Origin of the sequence: Methanosphaera sp. WGK6 (assembly GCF_001729965.1) — an archaeon.
Taxonomy (GTDB): Archaea; Methanobacteriota; Methanobacteria; order Methanobacteriales; family Methanobacteriaceae; genus Methanosphaera.
In genome coordinates this window covers 1-21,918 of record NZ_JRWK01000007.1, presented here as the reverse complement: position 1 = coordinate 21,918, position 21,918 = coordinate 1, and the positions used below count along the sequence as shown (strand labels likewise).

At 28.6% G+C, this 21,918-nt stretch carries 15 protein-coding genes; 9 read left to right on the top strand and 6 right to left on the bottom strand.

All coding sequences use genetic code 11. The annotated features are described in order from the left end of the window. Window positions 1–175: 175 nt before the first annotated feature. The 3 genes from NL43_RS04735 to NL43_RS04725 all read left to right on the top strand — a co-directional run bounded on the left by NL43_RS04735 (window position 176) and on the right by NL43_RS04725 (window position 6,613). On the top strand, window positions 176–5,008 hold the full coding sequence (locus tag NL43_RS04735) for an Ig-like domain repeat protein (protein WP_069592898.1): 4,833 nt from the start codon (window positions 176–178) through the stop codon (window positions 5,006–5,008). A gap of 152 nt (window positions 5,009–5,160) precedes the next feature. After that, on the top strand, window positions 5,161–6,189 hold the full coding sequence (locus NL43_RS04730; protein WP_069592897.1) for an MtaA/CmuA family methyltransferase: 1,029 nt from the start codon (window positions 5,161–5,163) through the stop codon (window positions 6,187–6,189). A gap of 28 nt (window positions 6,190–6,217) precedes the next feature. After that, on the top strand, window positions 6,218–6,613 hold the full coding sequence (locus NL43_RS04725) for a hypothetical protein (protein ID WP_069592896.1): 396 nt from the start codon (window positions 6,218–6,220) through the stop codon (window positions 6,611–6,613). Between the two features lie 110 nt (window positions 6,614–6,723). On the opposite strand, the gene NL43_RS04720 is transcribed toward NL43_RS04725, so the two are convergent. The 4 genes from NL43_RS04720 to NL43_RS04710 form a co-directional block, all read right to left on the bottom strand. After that, a complete protein-coding gene (locus tag NL43_RS04720; RefSeq protein WP_069592895.1) occupies window positions 6,724–8,145 on the bottom strand; it encodes a methyltransferase domain-containing protein in 1,422 nt (473 codons plus the stop codon). Between the two features lie 216 nt (window positions 8,146–8,361). Continuing rightward, window positions 8,362–8,538 carry a hypothetical protein gene (locus NL43_RS08295; RefSeq protein WP_158005555.1) on the bottom strand — a complete coding sequence of 59 codons (177 nt, stop codon included), beginning with the start codon at window positions 8,536–8,538 and terminating at the stop codon, window positions 8,362–8,364. A gap of 217 nt (window positions 8,539–8,755) precedes the next feature. Beyond that, window positions 8,756–11,680, bottom strand: coding sequence for a DUF3427 domain-containing protein (locus NL43_RS04715; protein ID WP_069592894.1), 2,925 nt, complete (start codon window positions 11,678–11,680; stop codon window positions 8,756–8,758). After that, window positions 11,677–12,066, bottom strand: coding sequence for a (deoxy)nucleoside triphosphate pyrophosphohydrolase (locus NL43_RS04710; protein ID WP_069592893.1), 390 nt, complete (start codon window positions 12,064–12,066; stop codon window positions 11,677–11,679). The genes NL43_RS04715 and NL43_RS04710 overlap by 4 nt, the downstream gene beginning before the upstream one ends. Before the next feature lie 467 nt (window positions 12,067–12,533). Here NL43_RS04710 and NL43_RS04705 point away from each other — a divergent pair, with 467 nt between their 5' ends. The 6 genes from NL43_RS04705 to NL43_RS04680 all read left to right on the top strand — a co-directional run bounded on the left by NL43_RS04705 (window position 12,534) and on the right by NL43_RS04680 (window position 19,404). Further along, window positions 12,534–13,115, top strand: coding sequence for a hypothetical protein (locus tag NL43_RS04705; RefSeq protein ID WP_069592892.1), 582 nt, complete (start codon window positions 12,534–12,536; stop codon window positions 13,113–13,115). Between the two features lie 15 nt (window positions 13,116–13,130). Continuing rightward, the gene (locus tag NL43_RS04700) at window positions 13,131–14,801 is read left to right on the top strand and encodes an FAD-binding protein (RefSeq protein ID WP_069592891.1); all 1,671 of its coding nucleotides are present in this window, start codon (window positions 13,131–13,133) and stop codon (window positions 14,799–14,801) included. A gap of 4 nt (window positions 14,802–14,805) precedes the next feature. Beyond that, the gene (locus NL43_RS04695; protein ID WP_069592890.1) at window positions 14,806–15,534 is read left to right on the top strand and encodes a 2Fe-2S iron-sulfur cluster-binding protein; all 729 of its coding nucleotides are present in this window, start codon (window positions 14,806–14,808) and stop codon (window positions 15,532–15,534) included. 15 nt (window positions 15,535–15,549) lie between these two features. Continuing rightward, entirely contained in the window at window positions 15,550–16,110 is a 561-nt protein-coding gene (locus NL43_RS04690) for a CDP-alcohol phosphatidyltransferase family protein (RefSeq protein WP_069592889.1), read from the top strand. 176 nt (window positions 16,111–16,286) lie between these two features. Then, entirely contained in the window at window positions 16,287–16,799 is a 513-nt protein-coding gene (locus NL43_RS04685; RefSeq protein ID WP_069592888.1) for a thermonuclease family protein, read from the top strand. A 139-nt stretch (window positions 16,800–16,938) separates the two neighbouring features. Beyond that, complete coding sequence (locus NL43_RS04680) at window positions 16,939–19,404, top strand: ATP-binding cassette domain-containing protein (protein WP_069592887.1); 2,466 nt, start codon at window positions 16,939–16,941, stop codon at window positions 19,402–19,404. Between the two features lie 13 nt (window positions 19,405–19,417). On the opposite strand, the gene NL43_RS04675 is transcribed toward NL43_RS04680, so the two are convergent. Beyond that, complete coding sequence (locus NL43_RS04675; protein ID WP_069592886.1) at window positions 19,418–19,843, bottom strand: cupin domain-containing protein; 426 nt, start codon at window positions 19,841–19,843, stop codon at window positions 19,418–19,420. A 72-nt stretch (window positions 19,844–19,915) separates the two neighbouring features. Continuing rightward, on the bottom strand, window positions 19,916–21,049 hold the full coding sequence (locus tag NL43_RS04670; protein WP_069592885.1) for an aldo/keto reductase: 1,134 nt from the start codon (window positions 21,047–21,049) through the stop codon (window positions 19,916–19,918). Window positions 21,050–21,918 lie beyond the last annotated feature (869 nt).

Sequence of the window (21,918 nt, the reverse complement as noted above, 5' to 3'; positions counted from 1 at the left end):
TTTTCTCATCTTTTAAATCAAATAATAATCTGTTTTTAAGTTCATATTTTCTCGTTAAACTAAAATTTATAATAAAATTTATATTAATTTTCAAATAAAAATATTATTATTCAAATAAACTATAATTTTTTTATTATTTATTTGAATATTATAAATAAACAAGGGAATTATAAATATGTCAAAGAATAAGACAATCTTATTTGTAATGACTCTTATAGTTTTAATAATTGGAATTTCAGCAGTAAATGCAGCTGATATGGCTGATACTAATTCAACTGTTGATATAAGTACAGCTACAGTATCAAATGCTGTTTCTGATTCCAGTAATATTAATACAGTAGAGTCAACTACAAAAGAAATAACTAAAACATCAAATGATATAACAAAGACTAAATCAATTAAAAATGATGTTCAAACACACATAATTAATAATTCAACAGTAACTCAATACTTTGATAAAAATAATAATTGGACACTAACTGATTTAGTAAAAGATGGGGATACACTTGATATTCAAGGTAATATTAGTGGATTAACAGAAAATATTTCAATGGTAATAAACAAGCCTGTAAATGTAATTTCAAGTACTAATGATGCATACATTGACTTAAATACAACAGCAGGAAGTTTACTTGGAGAAAGTCCCGGTTCTAGCTTTTCAATATTAGCTGGTGGTTCCTACTCTAATGTAACAGGAATAAACCTACACAACACCCAATTATGGATAAGTGGTGCAAATCACGTAGTATTAGATAATATATCTGCAGTAGTAGAAGATCAAAGAGTAGGAAGTGGAGTAGGTCAAACTTCAATAAGAAATAATGCAACATACATAACACTCAAAAACAGTTATATTCGAACAAGAAATAATGGTGGAAGTAGTTCATTTGTACTAGCATGGGCTGATTACTGTACTATCGATAATTGTACAATAATTGGAGAAGGTAGTGTAGGAAACCTCATGTATCTTACAACATACAATGTTAACATAGCAATACCTACAGGTACAAAAATAAACTCAAACAACAATATAACTAACAATAAAGTATATGGTCCAACAACAGTTGCTGGAATCTGTTACTGTCTAGGTTTAACAGGATATAACAATACAGTAGCAAATAACACATTCTATTATTCAGGTGTTGGAGTTACAATGCAATGGGGACAAGGTGTCTCAGGTAGTGTTACATTTATCAACAACACATTTAACAATGGTTGTGGATTTAGTGGAGCATTACCAAATTCAACATACATTAATAACACAGTAAATAATGGACCATTTACAGTTGGAGTAAATGCATACGTAGAAAATAACACAGCAAGAATAGCAACATTAGCAAATAACACCACATTTGTAGGTAACACTATCACAGCAAATGTAACAGTACAAGGATTAGTAAACATGACTAACAACACTGTTGGTGGTATAATTGTAAATAATGCTAATGCAAAAGAATCAAATATTACAAATAACACTATTAATGGAGCAGTAACAGTAACAAAAGCTACTGGTCTTAACATATCAGATAATATAATTCAAAGTACATCTGATTACACAATAAAAATAGATACAACAAACAACATAGTAACAGGTAACTACTTAACAACACCAACACTAGCTGGAGAAGATACATTAATCATCGTCAGTGGAAATACAGTAGAAAACAACAGACCAGAAGCAGGTTCACAATACAATATAACTGATGAAACATACTCTAACTTCTTTGATGAAAATGGAGTTTTATTAAATAAAATAAGTAATTATTCAAAAATAAACTTACTTGGAACATTCAATAATAAAAACTTCACATTCAACAACATAATCATAAATGTAAATGGAGTAGAAGCAGTACTTCTTAATTCAACAATAAAAGCAACAAATAATGCATCTGTAAAAATAACAAACATGACTATTAATAATAGTAATTCCAATGACCATGCAATAATACTTGAATCAAATAAAAACATAGTAGCTAATGTATCAATAAATCGTAACACTACAAATAATATATCTCAGGAAATATACATAACAGGTAATACAAACACAGTACAAACAACAAACATAACAACAAATGCACCAGCATCAGACATAAAATATGGGGTAGATCCATCAATAGCAAACCTTGCAGCAATAGTAGTATTATCCAATGATAATACAATAGTAAACAATACAATAATTGTAAACTCAACAACATCAACCTCACAATGGGGTTATGGTACAATTGAAGCAATAACAGTACAAGGATCCACAAAAACAACTGCAAATAACAATAAAGTAACAAATAACAATATAACAATAAACTCTCCAGAATATGGTTATGGTATAAATATAGGAGAAAACACATCAGCTAACACAATACAATCAAACACAATAAACATGAACTCTAAAAACTATGCAGCAGGTATTCAAATAGGCTATGGAACTTCAACAAGCAATACAATACAATCAAACACAATAAATATAAATGCAACAAACTATGCATATGGATTACTAGTAAGTGTATATGGTACAGTAGATGTATCTGGTAATAAATTCATATCAAACAAAGTAACAGCAAATGCAAACTCCGTATATCTTATTGAAGCATACAGTAGCAGCCCAACAAGTCCAATAAGTGGATTAAACATAACAAGTAACACACTCACAGGTAATGGTAACCACACAACAGGTATAGCAATAGTAGGAAAAGACACAATAATAGCAACAAACACAATAACCATCACAGGATTAACTAATGAAACATTAAACAATTCATATGATGTAATAAAACCTACAACAGTAGGAATAATCCTACAAAACAGTGATAATATAACAGTAAACAATAGAAATGTAATAACAATAGTAAATGGTCCCGCAGTAAAATTAATTAACACAACAAATTCATTAATAAACTCAACAAATTCAAAATTCATCTCAAACAATACTGATATAGTATTAATTAACTCAAATGATAATAAAATCATGAACATATCAGCAAACACAACTTCAACATACGCAGTATCACTTGAAAACTCATCAAAAAACACAATCATAAACAACACATTCTATGCAAACAATGGACTTCTCGGAGGAAATGAAGCAATAATTCAAGATGAAACAAGTACAGAAAACACAATAGAAAGAAACATACCAAAAATAGGTGTAGTAACAAATGAAACATACTCCACATACTTTAATGAAGATGGAGTATATATTGGTGATGAAAACATATCCATACTTGCACTAGGATCCAATCTCTATGGTGTAGACTTCATATTTAATGGAAAAGCAATTAAATTCATCAACACAGGAAACTACACAATATACAATGGAACATTCAAATTAATTGGAACTTACACAGTAAAAGAAAGTAATCTCATTGGAATTAATATAGATAATGTAAACAAAGAAGCAATTTCACTTAATTTAACAAGTAATATACAAGTAAATCTATATGTAGTAAATTCAACAATAAAAGTTACAGGGGATAATGTAACAGCAATAACTGCACAATACAATAATAACACATCAATGAACTACCTATCAATATCCAATTCTGCAATAAATGTAACAGGTACAAATGTTGTAGTAGTAGACTACACAGGACGTAACAGAACAACAAGTGTAGAGGGAGTAATGGAAATACTTAACTCCACAATAAATGCAAATGCAGAAAACACATCAATACTCATAGATGCTAAAACAAGCAACATCTACTTCAAATACAATAATGTAACACAAACTGGTAAAAATGTAGCAACAATCATTGGAAGTCCAATATTCTCATACAATAATGGTTTCCAATACAACAATATTAATGTAAGTGGAGATAATGTAACTATACTTCACACAACAACAAAAGTAGGTACAACAACATCATACCTATACTATAACAACTTAACACTAACTAGTGATAACCCAGTAACTGCAATTACATTACAAGGAGCAGGAAACAATATAAGATACAATAATATTATAGTAAATGCATATAATGGTGAAACACCAGTTGTATCAGTAGCACAAAATACTTCAAACACAGTATCTAATAACTACATCCTAGCTTATGATATAAGTGGTAATAATGCAGTAGAACATACTGGTATTACTATAAGTAGTAACACACCTAACATATTACCAGTTATATTAACAATGAATGATATTACAGGATTTGTAAATAAAGAAGTTACAATAACAGCAAAACTTACAGATCTAGGTGGTAAAGCATTTACAGAAGGAGAAATAATATTCACTGATGCAAAAGGTAATATTATAAGTACAGCTACAGTAAATGATGGAATAGCAACATACAACTATGTATCAAACCACATGGAAGATACAACAATAACTGCAACATACAATGGAAACAGTACTTATGCTTCAAAAAACACAACAGCAAAACTAGTAATAACAAAATTACCAACAACAATCAAAGTTGACCCAGTAACAGCACATATTGGTGATATAATAACACTAACAGCTACAGTAACTGACAGTGAAAACAACGCTATAACAAACGGTAAAGTAGTATTCAAAGTAAATGGTAAAACACTCAGAGATGCAGAAGGAAACGTAATCTATGCAACAGTAAAAGGTGGTAAATACGTTGTAGAAAATATAACAGTACTATCAGGCTGGGCAAAAACAAGTTCAGTAATCACCGCAGTATATGGTGGATATGGTGATCTTGGAAGTTCCAGAAGTAACACAACATTTACTGTTACAAAACGTGAAGCAAAAGCAACTGTTGATTCAGTAACTGCAAAGGCTGGTGAAACTGTAACATTCACAGTTAAACTAACTGATGACATCACAGTAACTGGTGGAAAAGTTGTATTTAAACTCAATGGTAAAACACTAAGAGATAATAATGGAAATGTACTATATGGTACAGTAACTGATGGTGTGGCTAAAGTAACATACACACTACCTGCTAAAATGAGTGCAAAAACTTACACATTAACATCAGTATTCTCAAGTGGAATATACAACAGAGCAGAAGCAAAAGCAACATTAACTGTAACAAAATAAGTTTTAAACTTCTAAATGGAATAAAATGATATTCTTTTATTCCTATCTTATTTTTTTAAATTTTATCTAAATATATAATAATTTAACTAATTCTTTTAATATGTTGATAAACATATACTTTAATATAAAAATAATATGGTTTAGGTGATAATATAAATCTTAGAGAAAATTTTATAAATTGTCTTGAGGGTAGATATGTGGAGAAGACTCCAGTAGTACCAGTAACAACAATAACTCTTATGGAGTATCGTGAAAGATTTAATAGTAATTTTCCAGAAGCACATATAGATTCTGATAAAATGGTTAAACTTGCAGTAGCACCATATGTAGTGTCAGAAATTGAGGGGATAAATTTACCTTTTGATATGACAATTGAAGCTGAAGCTTTTGGATGTGAAATTGATCTTAGAGAAAATGAACATACACCTGAAGTTGTTAAAACACCATTTAATAGACCATCTGATATACATGTACCATGTGATTTTCTACAAACTAGTAGAGTAGGAGTACTTGAAGAATCAATTATAAGAATCAAAGAAAACTATCCTGATGTACCACTAATAATAGGGGTTGTAGGACCATTTACACTACTAGGACAACTACTAGGAATAGAAAATCTACTAAAATATGTTAAAAAGGATTATTTTGAAGTAGAAGATGCAATAAGCATAGTAACAGAAGCATTAGAAGAATTCATAGCACTACTAAATTCTTATAAAGTAGATGCAATTTGTATATGTGAACCAAGCTCCTCATCAGATTTACTAAATCCAGAAATATTTAAAAAACTAGTAAAACCAGAACTAGAAATTCTAGCAGATAGCATAAAATCAAAAACAATACTCCATGTATGTGGAAATACAAATCCAATCATACCTGATATGCTAACATGTAATTATGATGCAATAAGTATAGAAGATGTTGTAGATATAAACTATATTACAAAAACAAGAAAAGAATTAAATTCAAACACAAAAATATGTGGAAATATCTCAACAAACAAAGCATTACTACAAGGAACAACAGAAACCGTAAAAGATGAGGTAACAACAGCACTAGAAAAAGGTGTTGAGATAATATGTTCTAGTTGTTCAGTACCACCAATGACACCAGAAGCTAATGTTAATGCAATGATAAAAGCAAGAGATAAATATTATAACCAAAAAACTAATAATTATTAAAATATAAATTTTAAGGAGGAAAAAATCAATGCGTGAAAATGCAATGTATACCATGATTGGTATAGCTGCAGTTCTTGTTGTAATAATAGGAGTAGTAGCTGGTGGATTACTAGGTTCAAATACAAGTAATGAAACTAACAATACAACAGATTTAAACATAACTAATAACACAACACTAAATGAAACTAATAATACAACGATTGCTGATACAACACAAACATCCACTAAAAAATCTTCATCAAGTAGTAAAAAATCTTCTTCATCATCAAGTAGTTCTGATAATTCCAATTCTGGAAGTTCAAGTAGTGATTCTAATACTGAATCTAGTGGTAACTCTGGTGGAAGTTCAAGTGGTGGAGCACATAGTGGTTCTAGTAGTAGTGTAGCTACTAGTTCTGGAAGTTCAAGTAGTTATACTGAATAATCCTTAATTTATCTTTTTTTATTTATTTCAATTTTTTATAATACTTTTCTTGTTTTTCGCATGATTTATCTAAAATATGGTTTTTTCATAATTTGATATAGGTGTCATGGTTAATTTTTGGTGCATATGATTAAGGGGTCTTTGGTTAATCTGTTTTTTAATTTGATATTATTTTTTTGTTTTTCAGGGTCATCATATTCTATTTCAAATTCCATAAATTCTAAAATATGAATTAAGTCAATACCATAACATCTAATTGCATTTTCATTTCCATTAAATAATCTTCTTAATTTAGGAGTATTTAAAAAATCTTCATCTATTTTAGAGGTTAATTCTAAATCCATATTTTCTTTTAGCAGTAACTTTCCATTAGGTTTAAGAATTCTATATAATTCTTTTATAATTTTTTTATCATCCTCTGATTTATCGAGTACATGTAATAATATTATAATATCTAGTGAGTTATTTTTGAATGATTTTAGTAAATGTAATGTGTTATCTGATATATCTTCCTTTTTTTCAATATTAAATTGTTGTATAGGATTATCTACTTTTTCAGGATTAATGTAGAGTGTTGCTGGATTTTGTTTTAAATCATTTTTTATTTTTTCATAGACTAAACGTTCATCACTATTTGAATTACAGTTGGGACATATTTTATCTAAATCTGGATTATTTTTAAATGTTACTTCTTTATCACAAATAGTACAATAATTATTGGAGTTAGTTTCTTTGTTTATAGTTGATAATTTTGTTTTGTTTTCTTTGTTAATTTTTTTAACTCCAACAAATAATGGATCTGCAGATAATGCATGTTTTTTCATATCTTCAGGATTTTTCTTACCTGGCACATAGTTTTTACGTAGTGTTGTAAATCCAATATCTTCTAAGTCTTTAAAAAGATTATCTACACTGTAATATCTAAGATGATCATGTTGTTTATTATATCTTTCTTTTAATGTCGGTGTATTTATTTGAGGTAGCTCAAATGTTTTTGTTAAAGAATATAATGATGGAATTAGAATTATAACCATTCCATTTGGTTTTAGAACTCTATAAAATTCTCTCATTGCTTTTTTGTCATCAGGTACGTGTTCAAGTACATGTGAACTAATTATTAAATCAAATGTGTTATCTTCGTAAGGAATGTTTTGTATGTCAATGACTTCATCTACACATTCTCTTTCTTCAATATCTGATGCAATATAGTTATCTCCATATTTTTCTTTGAAAAGATGATATATTTTGTTTTGTGGGGAGTTATTTAATATTTTTAGATTGTCTCTTTCAAAAACATCAGTATATTTTTCAAGATAGTACCATAGTAATCGTGTTCTTTGGAATGTATTACATACGGGACATTTTTCATTACGACGATTAGATTTTCCATAGTGTAGAAATTCAAATTCTGATTCATAACCACAGATGTTACATTGAATAGTGCCTATATCTGGATCTATTTTCACACAGTTTTCGGCTTGTTGTTTTTTAAGGGCTCCTTTTATTGTATTTTCGTCGAGATGCTCATTCATGTGGTAACTCCATTAGTTTTATGGTCATAGTATATCAATTCAAATATAAATAATTTGTTTTTCAAGGAGGATTATATTTTTTTTGGATTATTATTTTTAGAAACCATGTTAAAATATGAAAATGGGTTAAGTTGATATAGGTGTAGTTGTTGATTTTCGGGTATTTTAGTAATTTTAGTATTGTATATAAAAAATTGGATTTAGTGGAGGTTAGTATTAGAGATATTCATCATCTTCGTATTCATCATCGATTATACTGTTGTTTTTTCGTTCATTTATATCTTCATAATATTGGTCTAATAGTTTTCCTATTATTTCTTCTATTGTTTCATTTTTTTCTTTAAGTTCAATTAGCATTTCATATGTGTCATCTGATATTTCTATTTGTTTCATTTTTAATTACTCTCTTCATTTTATTTGTTAATACTTTTCTCTTATGTTTGTATTATTTTTAGCTATAAAATAGCTATTTTTACTTCGTAATATATGTCTATAACGAAGTATTTTTCTAGGGACTCAAAAATATGAAAAAATTCCACGAAAATTAACCCCTTATTTTCATACATAATAATCAGAATTTTTTAATATAAAAATATTTTGAAAAATATAATTAACCAATATCTTCATTTAAATAATTATACAATTCTTCCTTCACAGGATGATGTAAACTTAACTTGAAATTAACAATTGGTGATAAAGTACCTTTATCATTTTTAATTGTAGTTTCATATCCATCATCATGATTTACTTGTCCTAGATAATAGAACTCATTACCATCAGCATCATCACTTTTCTTAACAAATAAATGCATTCTTAAATTTTCATTTTGCGTGATATCAAGAATTTCTTTACTTTTTAATGTACGTTTACTACGTGTCATCCAACTAAAAATATATCTTGATTCAAAAGTCTCTTTATATTTTGTACTTTCAGATATATCTTCAGTTTTCTTCAATGTTACAAATATAGGACAAGTATCATGTTTTGCTTGATAACCATACATTGTAGAACTATCATCATGACTCCAATTAAGAAGTCTACAAACATCTTTTCTAGAATATTTACTATATAAATTAAGATTTACACTATCAGTCTGCATATAATTATCCAAATACTTATCTAAACCAAAATCAAGAACATCATCTAAAAGATACTTATATGTATCTGAATCTAAAAAAGATTTAAATTCATCTGAAATCATAAATTTCTCATTTCGTAAATGTTTTTCATGCTCTAATAATGAATTATCAAATTCAAAGAATTTAACATTACTATAATAATCCACATCTTTTTTAACAAAGAAATTTAAGTTAAACATCCTAAAACAATGAATAATTGATTTATAATCCTCTTTAATACGATAGGGGGCTTTTTTCAATTCATTTTCAAGTAAAGCTATACTGAAATAGCCATGTTTAATTAGTAATTTAAGTATTAATAATTCATGTGGTCGTTTACCATTACTAAAATTACTAGTAACAAATTCAAGACTTCTAATTTCATCATCAGATAAAAAACCATTATACTCTTTATCCACATGTTTAAGAAAAGAATAATAACACTTAAACTTAGAATGACTTAAAATCAATGAAGGATCTAATTCCTTATTTCTATAAAAATCAACCAAGTACGGAACATGTCCTAACCGATATTTAAGTTTCTGATAATGTTCCTTAAACAAAGCTATTCTAGAAAAATTTGTATTATTAATAGATTCATAAATTTTCTTCTTAGAAATTCTGTCAAAACTAATTGATGATTGACCTGGAATTATTTTAGTTCCTTCCATTAAATATTTACGAAGATTATCCTTATCATGACTCATATCTCCAGATAATGCAATAGGAATCAAGTAATTCTGTTTATAATTTCCAATAAAGTCAATTATAACAACGTATTCTTTATTATTAAATTTACGAAGACCTCTACCTAACTGTTGGATAAATATGATAGATGATTCAGTAGGTCTAAGAAGAATAACTTGGTTAACTTCAGGAATATCTACACCTTCATTAAATATATCAACAGTAAAAATATACTCTAAATTATCTTTAATTGTATCATCTGTTAATCTGATTATAGCTTCTTCTCTTTCTTTTTGTGAGTTATCACCTGTAAGAGCAATACTTGGATGACCTTTTTTATTAAATGATTCAGCAAGAGTATGAGCTTCCTTTTTAGTACTACAAAATATTAATGATTTTAATCTATCTCCAGAATAACCATAATACTCGGAATTCTTAAGAATATAATTTACACGGTCCTCTGATACTAGAAATCTAAAATCACTATTATCCTCTAAAACTTTACCATCTACTTTTATATCATGAATTCCAAAGTAGTGGAAGGGACAAAGAAGATCTTTATCTAATGCATCTTGAAGTCTAATGTCAAGTGGAACATTATAATCAAATAATTCATAAATATTAAATGAATCAGTTCTATCAGGTGAAGCACTCATTCCTAGACAGAATTTAGGTTTAAAATAGTCAAGTAATTTAGTATAACTTGTTGCTCCGGCTCTGTGAACTTCATCAATAATAATATAATCAAATGTATCTGGTTTAAAGTGGGTGTATGTTTCTTCTTTTGACATACTTTGGACTGTTGAGAAAAGATAATCTTTATCAGTTTCTTTCGATGTTCCACTTAGAAGACCAAATTTTTCTTTTTCATCTTTAAATATTTGTTTATATGATTTTATTGCTTGTTTAGCAATTTGTTCACGGTGAACTAGAAATAGAAATTTCTTAGGATGTGCATCTTTAACTGCAAATGCTGATGCATATGTTTTACCAGTACCTGTTGCTGATACGAGAAGTGCTCTTTTTTCTCCTTTTTTCATTAATTCTCTGAGATTTTCTATGAATTCCTGTTGCATGGAATTTGGAATAAGTTCTTCTGTTGTCTGTTCAACATGTTCTAATGATTTTTGGAAGTCTTTAAACTTATTTTTCTCATAATTTTTTGTGTATTCCTCAATAACATCATCTAAGTTATCTGCTTTTTTCCATAATTCATCAAGTTCATGACATATATCTTGTATTATTTCTCCTTGATTTAGTGATGTAAATCCAATATTCCATTCCTTATTAATAGTTAATGCATTCATTGTAAGATTAGAACTTCCCACAATACCTCTGTATATGTCTTTATTTCTGAATATGTATCCTTTTGTATGAAATCCTTCTTTTTGTTGTGAATATATTTTAACTTCAATATTTTGGAAGTTATTAAGTTTTTTTAGTGCTGCAGGTTCTGAAAAATTAAGATAGTCTGTAGTTAATATTTTTCCTTGTATTCCTCTGTATTCTAATTCTTTAAGGTCTTCAAGTAGTGGTGTTATTCCACTTAATGTGATAAATGCCACACTTATATAGAATTCATCACAATTATTTAATTCATCTTTTATGGAGTTTAGAACTTTATGGTCTTTATTATTAAGTATTAATTCTGGTTTATTATCATAAATAGGATAATGTTCATCAATAAATGCTTTTTTAGCACCCTTTATAATACTTATTTCAGGGTTCATTGTATTACTCCATTAGATATTTCTTTTAGGTAGTCTATTATTTGTATATCTGCTTCTATCCATTCAACAGAGTCTAATTCTTCTTTAGTTAACCATGTAGCATTCATGTGTTCTAGTAGTTCTATATTTCCTTTTAATGTACATTCATAGCAGGACATGTAGAGGTAAAATTCTGGGTATTGCCATTCTATATCAAGTGCGAATTTATTGATTTCTATATCTGCATTTAGTTCTTCTTTTATTTCTCTAATTAATGCTTCTTCTTTTGTTTCTTCTTTTTCTATTTTGCCTCCTGGAAATTCCCATAGGCCTTTGAATTCACCGTAACCTCTTTGTGTGGCTAGTATTTTTCCATCTTTGTTTATTATAGCAGCTACAACATCTATTTTTTTTCATTGGTTAACCTCTTGTTTTTATTGGATCTTATTTATATTGTGTTTGTGTTTATTTTTGGATAGAATAATGAAATATATTTTTTATTATTTCATTTAACTAAATTAAATTCATGATCTTGATCAATATTTTTCTAGTTTAAAATACTAATAGCTATCTATATTTTTTTTGTTCAGTTGTAGTGTTTTTTCAATATGGATGTCTTGTTTTTTAACATTGTTAAATCATGTTATATAATGAAATAAGATTATTATTTTATTTATTTTATATTTTAAATAATATTTTATATTATTATGAAATATAATTCTTTTAAATAATTTTGCCATAATTTCGAGTATTTTAAATTTATTTTAAAAATAGTGTATTTTATGGGTATTTCAACATAGATTTAATATTTAGTTTTAAGAAAAATAGGTATAATTATAAAGAAATTTTTTTTTTAAGTTACTGGGTGAAATTTGTGGATTTAAAGAAACTAATAGACTTGAGAAATTTCTCACTGAGAAAACTAAATAGTATTCTTATACTCATTGTTTTATTAATACTAATTGACCATGGTGGTTCATCTATACTATACTTATTAGGATTAATAAACCATTCACCTAATTTTGTGATAATGGGAAGAAGACTATTTATAGTTCTTAGTATTCATGTAATTATAAGTTTATATTTATTCCTTAAGGATAAAATCAAGCAAAGAAAAATAAGAACAATTCCTGAAGCTAAACGTAGTCCAAGACAAGAAATACTAACTGGAATCGCAATAGTAGTACTAGTATTACTTCATGTAAGAAACTATTCAGCAGCACCAGTAAATGGGATATATGTATTTAGCATATTATTCAATCATTATGTGGTAGATAACTTATTATTTATTGCAATAGCATTACATCTAAGAGTAGCATTTCCACGTTTACTCATGTCATTTGGATTTTTAACTGGAAAAAATGATTTTAAAAAAGCTCAAAGAACTATAAATATCTTGTTATGTATTCTATTTATAATAGGAATACTAGCTGAAACAATATTTTATATACTATAAAGAGGATTTGTATAAATGAAGACAATAATTATAATTGGATCTGGACTTGCAGGATTAACTGCTGCAGTTAAAACAACAGAATATGATGCAAATGCAATTCTCATATCTCCAGCACAATCAGAAAGAACACAATCGGTAATGGCTATGGGTGGAATAAATGCAGCATTAAATACAAAAGGACAAGATGATTCAACACAACAGCATTATATTGACACAATAAAAGGTGGAAATCACATTAATAATCCTAAAGCTGTAAAGAAATTAACAACAGATGCACCAGATATAGTCCGATGGCTAGGTAATATTGGTACAAGTTTCACAAGAGATGAAAATGGAAATATTGATGTAAGATACTTTGGTGGACAAAAAAAGATGCGAACAGCATATGCTGGTGCAAAAACAGGAAAACAAATAGTAACAGCACTAACCACACTATGTCGTAGAAAAGAAGCAGAAGGAAAAATAACTAGATATATTGGATGGAGATTTCTTTCACTAATTCTCACAGAAGAAAATGAATGTATTGGAGTCATTGTTATAAATGAAGATACAGATGAAATAAAAGAATTTTATGGTGATAGTGTAATTATAGCAAGTGGTGGATTAAACAAGATATTTGGAAAAACATCAGGTTCTACACATAATGATGGATGCACAACAGCCAAACTATTCACACAAGGAATAGAATTATCGAACATGGAAATGATACAATACCATCCAACAACAATAGACACACCCGTAAAAAAAATGCTTATTACAGAAGCTGCCCGTGGTGAAGGTGGACGTTTATACATAGAAAGAGATGGCAGGCAATGGTATTTCATGGAAGAATGGTATCCAGAATTTGGAGCACTAATGCCAAGAGATGTAGTATCAAGAAGTATCTACAAGGTATGTCATGAATTAGGTGAAAATCATGTATATCTAGATATAACACACTTGCCTAGTGAGACAGTAGAAGTAAAACTTGATGAAGTGTATGATGTATGTATGCAGTACCGTGGAATAAATCCTAAAAATGAACCAATACCTGTATATCCAGGAGTACACTACTTCATGGGTGGAATAAGTACTGATGAAAATCATAAAACAAACATAAAAAGAGTATATGCTGCAGGAGAATGTTCATCACAGTATCATGGAGCAAATCGTTTAGGTGGAAATTCACTTCTAGGAGCAATACATGGTGGATGGATAGCAGCACAAGAGGCAATCAATGAAACAAAAATTAGTGATAAAATAAGTCAAGAACAACAAGAAAAAATAGGAAAAGTTGTACTAGATAAAGAACAAGAAAAATATAACATGTGGCAAAGACTCAATAATAATGAATACAAGTCCTACAAAATAGAAGAAATATTAGCAAACATTATGAATAAATCAATGGGAATCTATAGAAATAAAGAAGAACTTGAAGAAGCATTAATACAACTGGATAATATATATGAAATTTCCAAAAAATCAGATAGTGGAAATTATTATGAGTACCAAAGACTACCCTTACTCATACAACTAGCAAAAACAATGATACTTGGAGCACTAAACAGAAAAGAAAGCAGAGGATCACACCAAAGAATAGAATACCCAGAAACAGATGATGAAAACTACAAGAAAACAACAATCATAAAACTAGAAAAAACACAAATCAAAGTATCCTTTAAAGAAATAGATGACATGGAGGTGTAAGTCAATGGAAAAACTAGTGATCACAATAAAAAGACAAGATAAAACTGGAAAAAAATACACACAACAAATAGAATACACAGGCAACCTAAAAATACCAGTAACAACACTTCTTGAAAAAATAAACAATCAAGAAGAAATAAAAGACATAAATGGCAAAGAAATACAACCAATAAAATGGTCATGCAGTTGTCTACAAGGATTATGTGGAGCATGTGCAATGCTAATAAATGGATGGCCAAAACTTGCATGTAAAACATTTGTAGATGAAGAAGTAATGACAAAACACTTCCATAAAATCACCATAGAACCACTATCCAAATTCAAGGTAATAGAAGACTTAAAAGTAGATAGAAGTAAACTATATGAAACAATGAAAGACATGAGTCAATGGATAGAAAGTGATGCAAAAGTAGGAGATGTTCAATTCCAGTATGAAATGAGTCTATGCTTAATGTGTGGAATATGCATGGAAGGATGTCCAAACTACTTTAGTGATAAATCATTCAAGGGAACACCTGTCGCTGTATCATCAGCAAAACTAGCATTCCAAGAACAAAATGAAAAACATAGAAAGAAAATAGAAAAAGAATACAAGAAAAACTTCTACAATGGCTGTGTAAAATCAATGATATGTGAAGACATATGTCCAATGGAAATACCAACACAACAAGCAATATCCAAGATGAATAGAAAATCAGTATGGCACATGTGGCACTTACTAAAAAAAGAATAAGTAAGGATAATAACAATGAATGAAAATACAATACAACACATTCCAAACACATTATCCATATCAAGGATAATACTATCCATAATATTTACATCAGTACTCTATGATACACTAACACACAATAAAACACTATTTATTCCCATAATATTCTTTATAATAATCACAATAACAGACATGGTAGATGGACATATTGCCCGAAAAACAGGGAATGTAACACAAAAAGGTACAAATCTTGATGTAATAGCTGATATTATATTCATGACATCTGCTTATATTCCATTAGTAATTATAAATGTTATTCCATTATGGTTTTTAATATTCAATATTCTATTTTTTATAGAATTCATGTTAACATCAAAGTATATGAAGAAATATTCTAAAAATAGTAATACAATAACCTATGATTTCACAGGAAAATACACAGGACTTCTAGCAATAGGAATTCCATTAATCATAATGATATTATACAATACATCATTAATGGGGATAATAACAGTTATATTAATTATAATAACAGTCATTGGTGGAATAGCTTCTGCAATATCGAGGATACATTACTGTTATAACTTAACCTCCTAAACAAATTTCACAACCAATTTCTTAATGATATTTTTTTTTATACATCTTTAAATTAATCAATTCTATTTCAATACATCTACCTTAAAAATACACAACATTTATTTAAAAAATATATAAATTTTTAAACACATAATCATAATTAATTAACTAATAAAAAATTAAAAGGATTGATTCAATTGAAATTAAAATTTCATAATGTAAGGACAGTAATCCTAGTTCTATCATTATGTGTAGGACTACTATCTACAGTAAATGCTTCATACTATCAAGGTACTGGATTTACAAATGATATCACAGACAACTACTATGATAGCATGTCAACACAAGATATTTTAAATAAATATAATGACACAACATGTTCAAAAGAAATAACAAGTACATGTATAAAAGTAGTAGATGGAGATACAATTTACCTTGCTAGTGGAGATAAAATAAGACTTGTTGGAGTAAACACACCAGAACGTGGACAACAAGGATATAAATCAGCAAAAAACTTTGTTAAAAAACTATGCTTAAATAAACAAGTAAGTATTGATGTAGATGATTCTAAAGGTAAAGATAAATATAACCGAACACTAGGAGTAGTAATAATAGGTAATAAAAATCTTAATGAAATGCTACTAAAAGAAGACCTTGCAGAAGTAATGTACATTCCACCAAGTGAATTTAGACCATACACTTGGACATAATCACCCTATTATGAGTAAATAGAATTACTCTAAATATTTCCATTTTTTTTATAAAACATTTTGAACTCAAATTATAATTCTTTTATATAATCTATTACAGAAACTATAATCAAGATAAATAAATAAGAGTTTAGAAAAAATGTTCAATGACACAATAATAATAAAAGGTGCAAGAGTACATAACCTAAAAAACATAGATGTAAACATTCCATTAGGAAAAATAGTTGCAATAGCTGGAGTATCAGGAAGTGGAAAATCATCACTAGCACTAGGAGTATTATATGCAGAAGGATCAAGAAGATACCTTGAAGCACTATCAACATATACTAGACGAAGAATCACACAAAGTGAAAAAGCAAAAATAGACTCAATAGAACATGTACCAGCAGCACTAGCACTACATCAAAGACCAAACATACCTGGAATAAGAAGTACATTTGGAACATCCACAGAACTACTAAACTCACTAAGACTACTGTACTCTAGATGTGGAAATTATATCTGCTCAAATGGACATAAACTAGATGCATCAATAAATATAGCACTAGAAATACCACTCAAATGCCCTGAATGTAATGAAGAATTCATGGGATTAAGTGCAGAAGAATATGCATTTAACAGTGATGGAGCATGTCCAAAATGTTCAGGAACAGGACTAATGAGAGACGTGGACTTAACAACACTAGTACCTGATGAAACCAAAACACTAGAAGAAGGAGCAGTAAATGCATGGAATATGATGGGACTATCATCCATGTTCTATGTGGCAAAAGAATTAGGAGTACGAATAGACATACCCTACAAGGACCTAACAGATGAAGAAAAAGATATAATATTCTATGGAGAAGAAGTAGCAAAAGATGTGGTAATTCCAGCAAATGGAAAAGTATTCGAGCTAAACTTCAAATACAGAAATGCAATAGATGCAGTAAAAATAGCACTAAGTAATGCAAAATCAGAGAAGGGACTAAAGAAAATTAACAAATTCCTAACAACAAAAACATGTGATGAATGTAATGGGTCTCGACTTAACAAGAGGGCAAACTCCACACTACTTGGAGGTATAAATCTAGAAAATACAACTAAAATGACACTAGAAGAAGTAGTAGAATGGTTACCAAAAACAATAAACAAACTACCTTCTGATGTACGAGAAATAGCAAATCAAATTGAAGAAGAATTCATGGATAATGCAAATGCACTACTAAACTTGGGACTAGGATATATATCACTAGACAGGCCAAGCTCCACACTATCCACAGGAGAACTACAAAGAGTACAACTAGCAAGAACAGTGAGAAATCATACAACAGGAGTACTATATGTTCTAGACGAACCATCAATAGGACTTCACCCAGCAAATGTAGATGGGCTAATAAAACTACTAAAACAATTAATAGAAGATGGAAACTCAGTAATACTAGTAGATCATGATACACAGATACTAGAAACCGCAGATTACATGATAGAAATAGGACCAAAATCAGGAGCAGGTGGTGGAAACATAATAGCACAGGGAACAATACCTGAAATTATAGAAAACAATAACTCACAAATAGGAAAATATCTAAATAAAACAGAAGATGTAATAGTTAGAAATAAAACATTAAAAGAAGATCTATTTGAAAAGGGTTCTATAAAAATATCCACAGATAATATACACACAGTAAAACCAATAACAATGGAAATTCCAAAAGGAAGAATGACAGTAATCACAGGAGTTTCAGGTAGTGGGAAAACAACAAGTATTCTTGAAGGATTATATCCAGCAATAAAAAATACAATAGATAACACACCACTACCAAGTCATGTTAAAAGTATAGATACGTGTGGTATTGAAAAAATTAACTTAATTGATGCAACACCAATCGGGAAAAATGTGCGAAGTACACTAGTAACATATAGTGGAATTCTAACAAATCTAAGAAAACTATATGCAAGTCTAGATGAATCAAAACAACATGAATATAATCTAAAAGATTACTCATATAATACAGGTAAACTAAGATGTGATAAATGTAATGGTACAGGCCAAATTAGTATGGATGTACAATTCTTACCAGATGTAGAAATAATATGTCCTGCATGTAATGGGCTAAGATACTCTGATAAAGTAGATGTAGTTAAATATAAAAATTATTCAATAAAAGATGTTCTAGCACTAACAATTGATGAGGCAATCGATGTTTTTAGTGGGGAATCTAAGATAAGAAATAAGTTACAAATATTATCAAATCTAGGTCTAGGCTATCTTACACTCGGTGAGGATACACCAGCATTATCGGGTGGTGAGGCACAAAGACTTAAACTAGCTTCAGACATTGGTCGAAAACAATATAATACCCTTTTCATATTTGATGAACCAAGTATAGGATTACATCCACTTGATGTTAAATTATTAATAAATATATTCCAAAAACTTATTGATAATGGTGCAACTGTAATTATCATAGAACATGATTTGGACCTTATAAAAAATGCTGATTATATTATTGATATGGGTCCTGGTGGTGGTGTTGATGGTGGTGAAATTGTAGCTTGTGGTGTGCTTGATGATATTATTAATAATGAAAGTAGTGTAACAGGACACTACTTATCATATTAAATTATTTCCTTTTTTATAAGTTAAGGTATTCTTCATCACTAACTTCTTCTAGCCATTCATTTTCAGTATTTTCTCCAGGTACTTCTACTGCAATATGACTAAACCATGAATCTTTTTTTGCTCCATGCCAGTGTTTTACATTTGCAGGTATTGTTACAACATCTCCTGGTTTTAGACTTTGTGCTTTTTTACCTTCTTCTTGGTACCATCCTTCTCCTGCTGTACATATGAGAAGTTGTCCCCCACCATTTGTTGCTTTGTGAATATGCCAGTTATTTCTACATCCTGGTTCAAAGGTTACATTTGCTAGAAATACACTTGTTTCTTCTGGGTTTACTAGTGGATTTAGGTATGATTGTCCTATGAAGAATTGTGCAAATGCATCGTTAGGTTCACCTTGTCCAAATATATTTTCTTTATCAAATGCTTCTTTATCCATGTTATCACCTTTTATTTTTTCCTAAATATTATATATATAAATATTTTATTTTTATATTATATATACATTATCTTAGAAGCCATATAATGGTTTTTCAATAGTTGTTTTAGCATATTTCATTACTGTGGGTATGTCAATGTGTTGAGGACATTTAGGTATACATGCTCCACATTCAATACATGCACTTGCCATTGGATGACCTTCCTTTGCATAGTTTATAATGTAGTTTCCTATTGCAGTGTATCCTTGATATTCTAATTTTTTCTCTTTATTATATAAATCAAATATTTCAGGTATGTTAATTTTTACTGGACATTCTTCTACACAATACTTACATTGAGTACATGATACTGTGATATCATTTTGTATTATTTTGGATACTTGTTCAAGAAGTGTGTATTCCTCATCTTTCATTGGAGTCATATTTTCCATGTAATTTATGTTTTCATTCATTTGTTCAATAGTACTTGCTCCACTTAGTATCATGAAAACATTATCTAGGTTTGCTAAAAATTTTAGTGCTAGCTCTATTTTATCTGTGTTATAGTCGTATTCTTTGATTAGTTCATCTGCTTCTTCTGGTATATTTGCAAGAAATCCACCTTTTAATGCTTCCATAACTACAACAGGTATGTCATATTTTTTAGCTACTTCGTATATTTTTCTTGATTCTATCTGTGGACTTTCCCAGTCAAGGTAGTTTAATTGTAATTGTACGAAGTCTATATCTGGATGATTTTCTAGTACTTTTTCCATATATTCTGCATCATCATGTAATGAAAATCCAATATTTTTTACTTTTCCTTCAGCCTTCTTTTGTTCTACAAATTCAAATGAATCAATATCTACAAATCCTTTTTCGGATGCTCTACTTACATTATGTACTAAGTAGTAATCGAAGTAGTCTACTCCACATCTTTTTAGTTGTTCATTAAATATTGGTTCCATATCTTCTTTTTTTGTTAGTGCAAATATGGGTAATTTATCTGCTATTACAAATGAGTCTCTTGGGTATCTTTCAACTACTGCTTTTTTTAGTGCTACTTCACTTGCACCATTATGGTAAGGATATGCAGTATCAAAGTATGTGTATCCATTTTCCATAAATGCATCTACCATTTTATTTACTTGTTTTTGGTCTATTTTTGTTGGATCCTCTTTATTTGTTAGAGGTAATCTCATCATTCCGAATCCCATTTTTTTCATGTTATCTTATCCTTATTATATGATATAAGATATAGTTTATTTTTTTAATTATATAAGTCTTTCATTAGTAAAGAGTTAGTTAAGTTAAGTATTTTTTTTTTTAAATACTTATTGGTCTAAAAGTATGTAAATTAATTTTACTATTTTTAAATAATTTTTGTATTAAATGTATTATTTTTCTAAAACCTTTATATACTATTACTTTCATATTATTTATTATACCCCTAGGGGTATGGGTATATAGTCATCACTCCTATCTGAATATATACCAATAAAAAAAAATATCTATAAAGACTTAACATAAAAACTCAAAAACACGAATGGTGTTTAAAATATGAAACAAAGAACAAAAGATAATGTCCAAGCAATACTTGAAACAGTATTAATGATAACATTTTCAATGGCTATTACAATAATATTGTAAATAAAAATGAAGATTAACATTATAACATATAATACAAAAAGGTAATAAAAATACAATTTATCAAAATAAATCACCTATTTATGTACCAATGTGTTTTTTTAAATATCCTACAAAAAATCCTTAAGTATTATATAAACAACTTTATTCATATTTACAAACAACACTATATAAAAAAAACTTATTAAAAAATGTATTAAAATAAAATAACCACCACAATACCCAAAAAATTTTTATTTTTTAAATTTTCAAAACATTCAAAAGCTACTATTATAGCTATTCTAATATGATAAAAAAATTATTTTTTCTAATAAAATTTATATTATGCAATGAAAAATTATTATTTCATTATATCTTTTGTGCAATATTTTCTATTTATGTTGATGTGGTTGGTTTGTTGAGTATAGTATGTGCTACAAAAAGCGTAACACTTGAACAAATAAACACA